Raw genomic sequence first — 12623 nt, 5'->3', positions numbered from 1 at the left:
GCAAAAGGCGGGCAACGACTTCTGTCGTTGCCCGCCTCTCGTGCTTCCGGTCGATACCGCTAGCGGACCGAGAGATCTTCCGACTCGGAGTCGACCTCGACCTCGGGCTCGCGCTCGATGTCGATCGTCTTCCGCAACGGCCTGTTCGGAATCAGGATCACTGCGACGAGGGTGACCACCGCGGCAATGGCTGCGGCAAGGAAGATGCGTCCGGTGGCGTCACCGTACGCGAACCTCACTACCTCGGCGACGGGGCCGGGCAGTGCCTTCAAGTCGAGGTTGCCGCCGCCCGCGCTGGCCTGGCTCGGATCGATCCCGATCTTCGCGAAACCCTCGGCGGACAGATCCGAGACGCGGGTCGCGAGAATGGAGCCCAGGACGGACACACCGATCGCACCGCCGAACGTGCGGAAGAAGGCGACCACACTGCTGGCTGCGCCGATGTCGGACACGCTGACCGTGTTCTGTACTGCCAGAACGAGGTTCTGCATCAACATGCCGGTGCCGAGACCGACGATCGCGATGAACACTCCGACGACTGCCAGGTTCGTGGCGTGGTCGATCGTGGAGAGCAGGCCGAATCCGCCGAGCAACAACACCGCACCCGCGATGATGTACGGCTTCCACTGACCGTACTTCGAGATCAGCTGACCCGAGACCACCGATGCCACCAGCATGCCGGCCACCATCGGGATGGTGAGCAGACCTGCAGCGGTCGGGGTGTGTCCACGAGCAGTCTGGAAGTACTGCGTAAGGAACGTGGTGGCGCCGAACAAGCCGATACCCACGGAGATCGAGGCGATGATCGCGAGCCCTGTGGTGCGCTCCGTGACGATCTTCAGGGGCATGATCGGTGCTTTCGCCTTCGCCTCGACCACAACGGTGAGGATCAGCAGCAGCACGCCTGCCCCGACGTACATCACTGTTTCCTTGGACGCCCATCCGTAGTAGCCGGCCTTGCCCGCGAAGGACACCCAGATCAGGAGGATGCTGACACCTGCGGTGAGCAGGAGGGCACCCAACCAGTCGATGGACACGTCCTTCTTGCGAACGGTGGGCAGGTGCAGCGTGCGCTGCAGCAGGAACAGAGCGATGACGGCGAGCGGAACACACACGTAGAAGCACCAACGCCAGCCGAGCGGGCTGTCGACGATGATTCCGCCGAGGATGGGTCCACCGGACATCGACACGGCCATCGCCGCGCCCATGTAGCCCTGGTAACGGCCACGGTCACGAGGCGGAATGATGCTGCCGATGATCGCCACGACGAGCGCGGTCAGACCACCCATACCGATGCCCTGCACGACGCGTGCCGCCAGCAGGAGCGGGACGTTGTGCGCGAGTCCGGCGATGACCGAACCGACGACGAAAATGACGATTGCTGTCTGAACCAGGACCTTCTTGTTGAAAAGGTCGGCCAGCTTGCCCCAGATCGGGGTGGACGCGGCGTTCGCCAGCAGCGCGCTGGTGATGATCCACGCGTACTGAGTCTGAGTCCCGTGGAGATCGCCGATGATCGTCGGCAGCGCCGTGGCGACGATCGTGGTGCTCAGTAGCGCCGTGAAAAGGGCTGCGATCAAGCCCGTCAACGCTTCGAGGATCTCGCGGTGGGTCATGGCGACGTTCGTGTCCCCGACCTCCGCTGCCCCGTTGGGCTCTTGCCCTGTGGACACTGACATAAGTTCTTATCTCCCGAGATCTGTATAAGTTGCGAGTTCGCGCTGGTGGTGCACCGCGCAAAACGTTGTATTGAGTCGATTCACCGAATCGACCGCTGCATCTGCCTCTTCTTGAGACCAGCCCTCGAGCATTTCTCGTAGACGTCGTGCGCGCCGCTCCTTGGTGATGCGCAGAACTTCCATCCCCGATGCCGATACGCGCACTCGTGACGCGCGTCTGTCTTCGGGATCTGTTTCACGGATGACGTACCCGCCGTCCACCAGATCGGAAACCTGCCGACTGAGCGACGACTGACTGACGAACAGATCGGATGCCAACTCGTTCTGCCGGCACTCCCCCCGGCCGGCAAGGACGAAGAGAACTCCGAGCATTGCGGTCGGCAAGACGGCATCAGCCTCGTTGGCGAACAAGTTCCGAAGGGAACGCCCGAGCAGAAACACCGCGTCGACGAGGGCTTGGGTCGTATCTGGCTGAACGGACAACTGCGACTCCCGACACGAATTCAAGTACTTGCAGCAAGCAACTATACACATAGTTGCATTCGCTAAGCAATAGATTCACATTTCGGACAAGTACGCCTCGACCAGCGGTTCGAGCGGACGAAGATCAGCGGGTGAGCAACGCCACACACTCGACGTGATGCGTGAGAGGGAAGGCATCGAACGCCCGGATTTCCTCCACCCGATATCCGGACTCTCGATAAAGACCGAGGTCTCGGGCGAACGAGGCGGGGTCACACCCGACGTGGATCACTCTGGTCGCCTGCGCCCGTGCGACCGACTCCACCACGGCGCGGCCCGCGCCTGCGCGCGGTGGATCCAGCACCACCACTCGCGGTCGCTGCGTCAGGCTCCCGATCTGCTGCTCCACTCGACCTTCGTGCATCGCGATCTGCGCTCGATCCGCCAATGCAGCACGCCCGTCTGCTACGGCTTGCTGCGAGAACTCGACCGAGTCGACCGTGCCGTCGCTACCCACCCCATCGGCGAGCACCGAGGCGAACACCCCCACTCCCCCGTACAGATCCCACGCTGCCGATCCGGTCGGCGATTGCGCCCATTCGGATACGACCGCTCCATAGGTACTCGCGGCAGTGCGGTGGGCCTGCCAGAAACCGGTTGCCGACAACGTCCAGGTTCGATCGCCCACGCGTTCGACTGCGCGCCCACTTCCGGAAACTACGCGCTCCGGCCGCCGCGCGCCGCGTGCCGCACGACGAGCCATCGCTCCGCGCCGGCCCGGACGTGTCCGGCCCGTCTTCGAATCTCGAGGTGGCGCAATCTCCACCAGGTGTCGAACCCCATCCGAGTCGAGCGTCACCTGCACCTCGGCAGCCGGGCGAAAACGCATTTCCCCCACGCCCTCGTACGCCGCCGACGGCATCTGCGGACAGACGAGGTCGGTCACGATTTCTGCACTTCGATACCGGTGAAAGCCCGCCCGGCCATCCCCATCCACCGCAAGTCGCACCCGGGTGCGCCATCCGGCCCCACCGGCGGTCTCGGGCAACTCCTCCACCGTGACGGTACGTTCGATACCGGCGATCCGCCCGAGGAGTTCTCCTACGACGGCGGACTTCATTTCACGCTGCGCAGGCAGCGAAGCATGCGAATAGTCGCAGCACCCCGAACCCCCTGGACCCGAGATCGGACACAGTGGATCCACCCGATCACTCGAACCATCGACGATTTCTATTGCGTCCGCACGACAGAACGAACCGCCGCGGTCCTCGGTCACCCGGGCGAGCACGCGCTCGCCCGGCAGACCGTGACGGACGAACACCACCCTTCCCTCGTGCCTGCCGACAACGAATCCCCCGTGTCCGGGTTTCCCGAGATCGATCTCGAAGGTGCGGTCCAACCAGTTCTCGCTCAACTCGATTCGCCTGTTCACTTGTCCTGCGCGTCGTAACCCCGGCGGATGGAACCCGCCGTGTGGTCGACAGTGAGCGGTTTCGTCTTCTCCGACGAACTCAGCTGCCACGGAACGCTCGTCACCATCACTCCCGGCTGGAACAGAAGCCGACTCTTGAGACGGAGAGCACTCTGATTGTGCAAAATCTGTTCCCACCAGTGGCCGACGACGTACTCCGGAATGAACACCGTCACGACGTCCCGTGGAGAATCTCGACGCACGCGCCGGACGTAGTCCAGCACGGGTTTCGTGATCTCGCGATACGGCGATTCCACGACCTTCAGTGGAACCGTCACATCACTCTTCTCCCACGCCCGCACCAATTTTCGGGTGTCGGGCTCGTCGACGTTGACGGTGATCGCCTCCAACGTGTCCGGACGCGTCGCCCGGGCGTACGCGAGCGCTCTCATGGTCGGCATGTGCAGTTTCGAGACGAGCACGATGGAGTGGGTGCGACTCGGCAGCACACCGTCCCACTCCTGCTCCTCGAGTTCCGTCGCGACGCTGTCGTAGTGCTTCCGGATCATCCTCATCACCACGAAGATCGCGACCATCGCAACTATGGCGATCCAGGCACCGGCCGCGAACTTCGTCAGGAGAACGATGATCAGAACTGCGGCCGTCATCCCGAGACCGATCGAGTTGATGATGCGCGAGCGAGTCATGTGACGGCGCTCAGCCTCGTCGGTCTCCGACTTCAGATGACGCGTCCAGTGCCTGATCATGCCCGTCTGACTGAGGACGAACGACACGAACACACCCACGATGTAGAGCTGGATCAGCTTCGTGACCTCGGCTTCGAAGATCACCACGAACACGATCGCCGCACCGGACAGAAAGAGGATTCCGTTGCTGAAGGCCAGCCGATCCCCGCGGGTGTGGAGTTGCCGAGGAAGGAACCGGTCTTGCGCCAGAACCGATGCCAGGACCGGAAAGCCGTTGAACGCGGTGTTCGCGGCGAGCACGAGAATCAGCGCCGTCACCGTCGCGATGAAATAGAACCCCACCGGGAAACCGCTGAAAACCGTCTCCGCCAACTGCGCGATCAGGGTCTTCTGGTGGTAGCCCTCCGGAGCATTGGTGAGTTGAGTAGCCGGATCGTGCGCGTACACGATCCCCACCTTCTGCGAAAGAATGATGATCCCCATCAGCAGGACTATGGCGATTCCACCGAGCATCAACAACGTCGATGCCGCGTTCTTCGACTTGGGTTTGCGGAATGCGGGGACGCCGTTGCTGATCGCCTCGACGCCTGTCAGTGCCGCGCAACCGGACGAGAAGGCCCGCGCGATCAGAAAGGCGAAGGCGACGCCGTACAGATGCGAATCCTCGGCCTTCAAATCGAAACCGGCGGATTCCGCCTGCAGATCGTCGCCCTCGACGTAGATCCGGAACAGACCCCAGACCAACATCACCGCCATGCCGCCGATGAACGCATACGTCGGTGCGGCAAAGGCCGCTCCCGATTCTCTGATCCCTCGAAGATTGACCGCGGTGAGCAGCACGATCGCCGCCACCGCGAACAAGACTTTGTGATGTGCCACGAACGGGATGGCCGAACCGATGTTGGAGGCAGCCGACGAAATCGACACAGCAACCGTCAGCACATAGTCGACCATCAGCGCGCTGCCGACCGTCAGACCTGCGTTCTGACCCAGGTTGACCGTGGCGACCTCGTAGTCGCCGCCGCCGGAGGGGTACGCGTGCACATTCTGTCGATAACTCGCAACGACCACCAGCATCACGGCCGCAACCGCCAACCCGATCCACGGTGTATAGGCGAATGCCGAGATGCCCGCCACAGACAGAACGAGGAAGATCTCCTCCGGCGCGTAGGCCACCGAAGACATGGCGTCGGAGGCGAACACCGGGAGGGCGATTCGCTTCGGGAGGAGGGTGTGCCCGAGCGTGTCGCTCCGGAACGGCCTGCCCAGTAGTAACCGCTTCGCTGCGGTCGAGAGCTTTGACACCGCCAAAGCGTATCCCTCCGCCACGCAGATGACTCGCCGCCCGACCAAGTGTCCGAATTGCGGTCCGACCTTGCTTGTTCTTTCCGTCAGGACCGGTACCGTTCCATCGGGACGATCGACGTCAGGAACGGAGTGCACACGTGTACGTGGTCATCATGGGATGCGGTCGAGTGGGCGCATCGCTCGCGAACTCGCTGACCCGCATCGGGCACGAGGTCGCGGTCATCGACCGAGACTCGAGCGCGTTCCTCCGCCTCGACTCCGATTTCTCGGGAACGACGGTCGTGGGCATGGGATTCGACCGCGACGTCCTCGTGAAGGCAGGAATCGAACGCGCAGAGGCATTCGCGGCGATCTCGTCGGGCGACAACTCGAACATCATCGCGGCCAGGGTGGCGCGGGAGACATTCGGCGTCGAACGCGTCGTGGCCCGCATCTACGACGCCAAGAGAGCCGCGGTCTACGAACGCCTCGGGATTCCCACCGTCGCAACGGTCCCCTGGTCCACCGATCGTTTCCTGCACACCTTGACTCGCGACAGCCAGACCGCGAAGTGGCGCGACCCGTCCGGCACCGTGGCGGTAGCCGAACTGGTGCTCCACGAGGATTGGGCCGGCAAGTCCGTCATCGCCTTGGAGGCGGCCACGAGTTCACGCGTCGCCTTCATCATCCGGTTCGGCGGCGGCGTACTTCCCGATCGCAAGACGATCATTCAGGCCGACGATCAGGTGTATATCGCAGCCGTGTCCGGGACAGTTGCCGAAGCCGTCGCACTGGCCGGCAATCCCCCGCCGTCCGACGACTGAACCTTCCACACATGATCTCCCACACACCAGCGTTCAGAGCACACGATTACCCGAGGGGAACAGTCCGATGAGAGTTGCAATCGCCGGAGCGGGAGCCGTCGGCCGATCCATCGCCCGGGAGCTCCTTCGTAGCGAACACGAAGTGATGCTGATCGAACGCAAACTCGAACACGTCGAGCAGGACTCGGTGCCCGAGGCGGTATGGGTCCACGCCGACGCGTGCGAACTCAGCAATCTCGAAACCGCCGAACTGCAGACGTACGAAGTCGTCATCGCAGCCACCGGCGACGACAAGGCCAATCTCGTCCTGAGCCTGCTCGCCAAGACCGAGTTCGGCGTCCGACGTGTCGTCGCGCGCGTCAACGATCCACGCAACGAGTGGCTCTTCGACGACTCCTGGGGCGTGGACGTCGCAGTCTCCACCCCTCGAATGCTGGCATCTCTGGTCGAAGAAGCAGTATCGGTCGGCGATCTCGTCCGGTTGATGACGTTCCGTCAGGGTCAGGCGAACCTGGTCGAGGTGACGCTGCCCGACACGACAGCGCTCGCAGGCAAACCGGTCCGCAAGCTACGTCTGCCGCGCGATGTCGCACTCGTCACGATCTTGCGGGGCGGTCGCGTCATCGTGCCGCAACAGGACGATCCCCTCGAAGGTGGCGACGAACTGCTGTTCGTCGCGTCGGTGGAGGTCGAGGACGAGCTACGCGCCGCCGTCGGACTTTCCTGACAGGTTCTCGGCTTCTTCCTCGTCCGAATTGTCGTCGACCGTCTCCGAGACGGGTGTGTTGTGCGCGACGATTCGGTCCGCACGACGCACGGCCCAGATGGTGACCACGAAAGCCAGACCGGCCAGCGGCCATCCCATCGCGATACGTGCAACTGCCAGCCACCCGGTCTGATCCGAGTCGTAGAGCTGCGATTGAACCAGGTAGCGGGCACCGAACACCAAAGCCCACGCTGCCGTTGCGATGTCGTAGGCCCGTACTGCACCGCGATGCTCTCGCCACGCGTTGCCATGACCGTTCAGAAAGCCCCAGATGAGGCCGACGAGGGGCCAGCGAACGGCGACAGAGATCAGGAACGCCGCACCGTACGCAAGGCTCATGTAGATCCCGTACAGGAAGTACCCCTTCGCATCACCGGTGCGGTATGCGATGAACGCCGAGATGCCGACACCGAAGAAGCCCGAGATCGCGGGCTGAATCGGATCGTGTCGGATGAGCCGCCACACCAGAATGGCGACTGCGACGCCCAATGCCGCCCAGATGGCGACCGTGAGGTTCCAGATGCTGTTGACCGGCACGAAAATCAGGATGGGGAGCGTGGAATAGACGAGTCCACTCACACCGCCCATCTGCTCGAGAATGGACTGATTTTTCGTTTCGGTCACCTGCCAAGGGTGCCATATCGAGCGCCCTACGAAATTCGGGAAGCTCTAGGATTCGTCGCGAAGCTCGTAATACGGGTTGTAGATGACCTTGCGCCCGCCGCGATCGCCGATCCGTCCGCGGACGAGCAGGCTCTTGCCTGTTTCGATTCCCGGGATACGACGACGTCCTATCCACACCAGCTGCACCTCGTCGGTGCCGTCGAAGAAGTCTGCCTCGATACTTGCGTTGGCGGCCTTGGGGCACGCCTCGACACTGCGCAACCGTCCCAGCATCGTCACTTCTTCGCCGCGAGTGCAGTCACAGGCGCGCTGAGCGCCCGAAGCCTGCGAGGTCTCGGCCATCTCTTCGGCGTCCAACTCCTCGAGATCCTCGGTGAGTCTGCGGGTGAGCCGACGAAAATATCCTGCCGTGGCGGGTGCCATTGCGCGCTCCTGGAGCATGTGCGACACGAGATCGTCGTGCCGCTCGTAGGGCCTTCTCTAATCGCAACTGTAACCCCAAAACTCACCGACAACCACACCGGTGCGGGTGCGCTCGAGATACCGAGCGAGGAGTGATTCGGGACACCGGGCAAGATCGTTTCGATGGACCGGATTCACCTACCGTCGACCGCCGTCGTACTCCCCGGAACCGGGTCCGACGCCGACTTCGTCGACCGCACTTTCACACCTGCGCTCGCTGCTGCGGGGATCCGTGTCGTTCCGGTCGAGCCGGATCCACGACGAGTCGTCGACAGTTATCGCCACGCACTGCGAACTGCGACGGAGCAGTCGGGAACCATCCTCGTGGGCGGCGTCTCGATCGGGGCCGCGGTGGCGCTGGAATGGGCATCCCGGCATCCGGAGACGACGTTCGGAGTCCTGGCAGCGCTTCCGGCCTGGACGGGTCGCCCTCACGAAGCCCCTGCTGCCGCAAGCGCACGATTCACCGCCGGACGGCTACGCGAGCACGGACTCGAGACCGTCACGGCAGACATGATCGATTCGAGCCCGGCATGGCTGGGCCGCGAACTGGCGAAATCGTGGCGATCACAGTGGCCCGACCTCCCGCACGCATTGCACGAAGCCGCCGAGTATCACGCGCTGGACGAGGCAGGGCTCGCCGCGCTGACAGTTCCGGTGGGCATAGCAGCGGCGGTGGACGACGCCGTACATCCGATCCGCGTCGCGCGGGAATGGGCTGCCCGGATCCCCCGGGCAGCCCTGACCACGCTGACTCTCGACGAGATCGGTGCCGATCCCTCGATCCTTGGTCGAGCAGCTTTCGCCGCCCTCACCGACCTCGTCGGCTGATCAGCGACCCAGTTGCTGCATCGCGGAACCCGACTCGCCGCGTCGCTGCTGCTGAGGCTGCTGCTGCGGTGCCTGTGGCACGGACTGCTGGGCCGGAGCTTGTTGCTGGGCCGGAGCTTGTTGCTGGGCCGGAGCCTGCCGTTGTGTCGGGGCCTGCTGCTGGGCGGGGGCCTGCTGCTGCTCCGGCTGCTGGGTTCCCTGCTGCTGAGCCTGTTGCGCCTGAGCCAACTGCTCCGCCAGCGCGGCCGGCAGCACGACAGGCAGTGGCGTACGAACCGGATGCGGGTCGGTTCCACGATTGACCACGGTGTCCCGGAGAATCTCGCGGGCCTCGGCAACCAGCGCAGAGTCGGCGGCATTCGACCCTCTCGACCCCGCGATGACGCACCGCACCATCCATCGGTACCCGTCGACACCGATGAATCGAAGGTCGGCATTCGGTGTCACGGCCAGGATCTCGCGACCCCACGGACCGTTCTCGATGGTGACGGTCGCGTTGTCGTTGCGCAACGATTCGGCAAGGTCGCCGGCGACCTCCCGCCATTGTCCGGGCGACTTCGGTGCCGCGTACGCGGCGACCGTGACTCGTCCGGCCGGAGTCACCACGTGCACGGCCTGGGGCGTGCCGTTCTGGGCCATCTCGACCTGCAACTGCGAGCCGGGCGGCATCGGCACGAGCACCGACCCCAGATCGAGGCGCTGCCCGTTCACACCGACCGACAGGTCGTCGTCCGGCTCGAATTGCTCACTGTCGTAAGGGCCTTCGTCCGACTGCTCGACGTAGTCGAGGTCGTCCCCCTCGACGTACCCTTCGGCGTCGTAATCGTCGTCGAAGTCTTCGGCCGATTCCGATTCGTCGAAGAATCCACCGGCCTGATCGTCGTCGTCACTCTTCTTACGGCGCCCGAACATGATCACGCTCCTTCCGTGGCGGGCTCGACGAGACTGGCGTGTCCACCACTCGACCCGTATCCGCCATCGCCTCTGACGGTCTCGTCCAGGGATTCCACTTCCTCGAATGCGACGAGTTCGACTCGCTGCACCAGCAGCTGCGCGATTCGATCACCACGGCGGATCTCGATGGGCTGGTCCCGGTCGTGATTGACGAGGCACACCTTGATCTCACCTCGATAGCCGGCGTCGACGGTTCCCGGTGTGTTCACCACCGAAAGCCCCGACTTGGCCGCGAGCCCGGAGCGTGGGTGGATCAGACCGACGGTGCCGATCGGGAGCGCGATCGCGATCCCGGTGCCGACGAGCACGCGGCGACCGGGCTCGATGGTCGCGTCGATGGTGCTGTACAGATCCACACCCGCGTCACCCTCGTGCGCACGCGTGGGTACAGGTAGGTCTGGATCGAGTCGCCGAAGGGCAATGGAGTGCACCGCGCCGGCATGCCGAGCGCCTGGATGCAGTGGGGTGGTAGATACGTCCGTCACGTGCACCGAGCCTACTCGCAGCCCATTCCGAGCGGCCTGGGTATCCTGGGGGCGTGCCACAATCTCCAAGCCCCGACGTCATTCCACCGGACCGGACATCGGCCGACAAACCCGCAGCCGTGTACTCGGAGCGGTTGTGGGTGCCGATCTGGTGGTGGGTGCTTGCACTCTTCGTGGCCGGGCTGCTGGCTGCGGAGCTACACATGGGGGCGCCGGGCCTACGCGCCTGGCTGCCTTATGTCGTGGTGCTTCCGATCCCGATCTGGGCCATGTTCTGGATGAGTCGTCTACGCGTCGAGGTGGTCGACGAAGCCGACGGCCACCATCTTCGAGTCGGCGAAGCGCACCTGCCTGTCGATGTCATCGCCCGAGCAGCCGAGGTTCCTGCCTCCGCGAAGAGTGCAGCACTCGGCCGGCAACTCGACCCGGCTGCGTTCGTTCAGCACCGAGCTTGGGTCAAGACGATGATTCTGGTCGTGCTCGACGACCCTGAGGACCCAACTCCGTATTGGCTGGTCAGCACCCGCCGACCGGCCGCGCTCCTCGCCGCGATCGACGGCGCACGTCTCCCCGCCTGACGTCCGTGCGGCGTGGCCGTCCCGCGCTGCGCGGTCGGCCGACCGCCGCAGATCGTGGAATTATGCAGCGCAGTCCATGCAGATCAACTGTCCGCCGGCCTCACTTGCCAACCTGCTGCGGTGATGCACCAGGAAGCAGCTCGAACAGGTGAACTCGTCGGCCTGCTTCGGGACGACCCGGACGGAGAGTTCTTCGCCGGAAAGGTCGGCTCCGGGCAGCTCGAACGATTCGGCAGTGTCCGACTCGTCTACGTCGACAACTGCAGACTGAGCCTCGTTGCGTCGCGCCTTGAGCTCCTCCAGCGAATCTTCCGAAACCTCGTCCGACTCCGTACGCCGTGGTGCGTCGTAATCAGTAGCCATGTCGTCTTCCCCTCATCCTCTTCCGTGTATCCCGGCCTCGTGCCGAACACCGAATCGCGTATCGATCGGTCGTCCGGACGAGAAGCCGCCTCGGTGCAGATCACACCCTGCCGCTGATCAACGCTGCAGCTGCTCGAAAAGTGCCCGGAAACCACTCCGGAATACATGATCTACGCCTCATTCGTGCCGCCGATCCACCCTCCTCGTTCGATGTCTCGAACTGCTCGGGCCGCCAGACAGTAGCCGAAGCGAGGCCGAAACCGTTAACCGAATCCTCGGATCGCGCAAATTGTCTGCTAATCGTCATCAACCCCAGAGCAACCTGTGACATTCCACAGCGCGGTGGGTTGCTGCGACTACGGATCGGGGACCTCTAAGGTAGGTGCCGATGCTGGGCCGCATACGGTGGGCCGGGCACTGTATCGGTGCGCAAATAATCGGTGCGCAACAATCGGTGCGCAACACGTTCACGCGTAATAGGAGAGGTCGAGGCACGCCGTGGTTTCACTGATTACCGAAGGCAGTTCCAACGACGACCGCGGTCGCCCGTTCCGGCGGCGCCGATCCGCGCCGATCATCGTGGTGCTTTCGGTACTCGCACTGCTCGGCGCGATCGTGTGGATCGGGGTGCTGGCCAAGACGACGGAATCATCCACCACCGCGGCGTGCAACCCGCCGCAAGCCGCGACCAAGCCCGGCGAGACGGACGCAGAGCAACCCGCACCGCTCGGCGAGAAGGTCGACAGCAACGTCCTCAGGGACGCCGAGCCTGCCGCGCTGTCCGCAACCAAGGTTCGAGTCTTCAACGCCAACGGAGAGCACGGCCAGGCCGCACAGGTCGCCGCGCAACTCAGCGACTACGGCTTTGCCAGCGCCCCCGACGTACAAGCCGGTAACGACCCTGTCTATGTCGATCAGAACCTGCAGTGCCAGGGCCAGTTGCGTTTCGGCGAGAACGGTCTCGCGGCCGCGAGCGCGGTCTGGCTCATCGCACCGTGTTCGGAACTGATCCAGGACGAACGCACCGACGACACCGTCGACCTTGCACTCGGCACCTACTTCCGGTCGATCGCACCGAACGCGGATGCCGAAGAGGTGCTGCGCTCGCTGCAGGACCCGCCTCCGGGCTCGCAGCCCGCTGCACTGGACATCGACCTGCTCGAGGCCGCGCGCAGCGCACGCTGCTGATC

Annotated in this window: 14 protein-coding genes; 5 read left to right on the top strand and 9 right to left on the bottom strand. The window is 64.0% G+C overall.

Annotation, left to right across the window (positions count from 1 at the left end; genetic code table 11):
* Positions 1–59 precede the first annotated feature (59 nt).
* From ACZI8R_RS01465 to ACZI8R_RS01450, 4 genes are all read right to left on the bottom strand, one after another.
* Positions 60–1616 (bottom strand): MDR family MFS transporter, encoded by a 1557-nt coding sequence (locus tag ACZI8R_RS01465; protein WP_463378191.1) that lies wholly within the window; start codon positions 1614–1616, stop codon positions 60–62.
* A gap of 69 nt (positions 1617–1685) precedes the next feature.
* Positions 1686–2162, bottom strand: coding sequence for a MarR family winged helix-turn-helix transcriptional regulator (locus ACZI8R_RS01460; RefSeq protein ID WP_463377777.1), 477 nt, complete (start codon positions 2160–2162; stop codon positions 1686–1688).
* A 124-nt stretch (positions 2163–2286) separates the two neighbouring features.
* The gene (locus tag ACZI8R_RS01455; RefSeq protein ID WP_463378190.1) at positions 2287–3555 is read right to left on the bottom strand and encodes a class I SAM-dependent RNA methyltransferase; all 1269 of its coding nucleotides are present in this window, start codon (positions 3553–3555) and stop codon (positions 2287–2289) included.
* A 14-nt stretch (positions 3556–3569) separates the two neighbouring features.
* Positions 3570–5564, bottom strand: a complete 1995-nt coding sequence (locus ACZI8R_RS01450) for an APC family permease (RefSeq protein ID WP_463377776.1) — start codon at positions 5562–5564, stop codon at positions 3570–3572.
* A gap of 140 nt (positions 5565–5704) precedes the next feature.
* On the opposite strand from ACZI8R_RS01450, the gene ACZI8R_RS01445 reads away from it, so the two are divergent.
* Both ACZI8R_RS01445 and ACZI8R_RS01440 read left to right on the top strand, forming a co-directional pair.
* Positions 5705–6370: a potassium channel family protein gene (locus ACZI8R_RS01445; protein ID WP_463377775.1), complete on the top strand. Its 666-nt coding sequence runs from the start codon at positions 5705–5707 to the stop codon at positions 6368–6370.
* Positions 6371–6437: 67 nt separating this feature from the next.
* Positions 6438–7097 carry a potassium channel family protein gene (locus tag ACZI8R_RS01440; RefSeq protein WP_463377774.1) on the top strand — a complete coding sequence of 220 codons (660 nt, stop codon included), beginning with the start codon at positions 6438–6440 and terminating at the stop codon, positions 7095–7097.
* Here ACZI8R_RS01440 and ACZI8R_RS01435 read toward each other — a convergent pair.
* On the bottom strand, positions 7071–7760 hold the full coding sequence (locus tag ACZI8R_RS01435; protein ID WP_463377773.1) for a DUF3159 domain-containing protein: 690 nt from the start codon (positions 7758–7760) through the stop codon (positions 7071–7073). The two genes, ACZI8R_RS01440 and ACZI8R_RS01435, sit on opposite strands and share 27 nt — an antisense overlap.
* Before the next feature lie 45 nt (positions 7761–7805).
* Entirely contained in the window at positions 7806–8183 is a 378-nt protein-coding gene (locus tag ACZI8R_RS01430) for a single stranded DNA-binding domain-containing protein (protein WP_463377772.1), read from the bottom strand.
* Between the two features lie 162 nt (positions 8184–8345).
* Between ACZI8R_RS01430 and ACZI8R_RS01425 the strand changes: the two genes are divergently transcribed.
* A complete protein-coding gene (locus tag ACZI8R_RS01425; protein ID WP_463377771.1) occupies positions 8346–9053 on the top strand; it encodes an alpha/beta fold hydrolase in 708 nt (235 codons plus the stop codon).
* On the opposite strand, the gene ACZI8R_RS01420 is transcribed toward ACZI8R_RS01425, so the two are convergent.
* Together ACZI8R_RS01420 and dut are read right to left on the bottom strand one after the other, a co-directional pair.
* Complete coding sequence (locus ACZI8R_RS01420; protein ID WP_463377770.1) at positions 9054–9965, bottom strand: DUF3710 domain-containing protein; 912 nt, start codon at positions 9963–9965, stop codon at positions 9054–9056. It lies immediately after the preceding gene.
* Between the two features lie 2 nt (positions 9966–9967).
* Complete coding sequence (gene dut, locus ACZI8R_RS01415; protein WP_463378189.1) at positions 9968–10438, bottom strand: dUTP diphosphatase; 471 nt, start codon at positions 10436–10438, stop codon at positions 9968–9970.
* 134 nt (positions 10439–10572) lie between these two features.
* Between dut and ACZI8R_RS01410 the strand changes: the two genes are divergently transcribed.
* Entirely contained in the window at positions 10573–11070 is a 498-nt protein-coding gene (locus ACZI8R_RS01410) for a DUF3093 domain-containing protein (RefSeq protein WP_463378188.1), read from the top strand.
* A 60-nt stretch (positions 11071–11130) separates the two neighbouring features.
* Here the strand turns inward: ACZI8R_RS01410 and ACZI8R_RS01405 are convergent, their stop codons facing one another.
* Positions 11131–11433 carry a DUF4193 domain-containing protein gene (locus tag ACZI8R_RS01405; protein ID WP_463377769.1) on the bottom strand — a complete coding sequence of 101 codons (303 nt, stop codon included), beginning with the start codon at positions 11431–11433 and terminating at the stop codon, positions 11131–11133.
* A 498-nt stretch (positions 11434–11931) separates the two neighbouring features.
* Between ACZI8R_RS01405 and cei the strand changes: the two genes are divergently transcribed.
* Positions 11932–12621 carry an envelope integrity protein Cei gene (gene cei, locus ACZI8R_RS01400; RefSeq protein ID WP_463377768.1) on the top strand — a complete coding sequence of 230 codons (690 nt, stop codon included), beginning with the start codon at positions 11932–11934 and terminating at the stop codon, positions 12619–12621.
* Positions 12622–12623: the final 2 nt, after the last annotated feature.

Source organism: Rhodococcus huquni, from assembly GCF_055231055.1.
Note: the sequence above shows the minus strand (reverse complement) of the source record. Positions and strands in the feature narration are given on the sequence as shown.

Excerpts from the sequence above, each read along its gene's own strand:
- ACZI8R_RS01420 (WP_463377770.1), bottom strand. The coding sequence starts at position 9,965 with ATGTTCGGGCGCCGTAAGAAGAGTGACGACGACGATCAGGCCGGTGGA.
- ACZI8R_RS01465 (WP_463378191.1), bottom strand. The coding sequence starts at position 1,616 with ATGACCCACCGCGAGATCCTCGAAGCGTTGACGGGCTTGATCGCAGCC.
- ACZI8R_RS01430 (WP_463377772.1), bottom strand. The coding sequence starts at position 8,183 with ATGGCACCCGCCACGGCAGGATATTTTCGTCGGCTCACCCGCAGACTC.
- ACZI8R_RS01440 (WP_463377774.1), top strand. The coding sequence starts at position 6,438 with ATGAGAGTTGCAATCGCCGGAGCGGGAGCCGTCGGCCGATCCATCGCC.
- ACZI8R_RS01405 (WP_463377769.1), bottom strand. The coding sequence starts at position 11,433 with ATGGCTACTGATTACGACGCACCACGGCGTACGGAGTCGGACGAGGTT.
- ACZI8R_RS01425 (WP_463377771.1), top strand. The coding sequence starts at position 8,346 with ATGGACCGGATTCACCTACCGTCGACCGCCGTCGTACTCCCCGGAACC.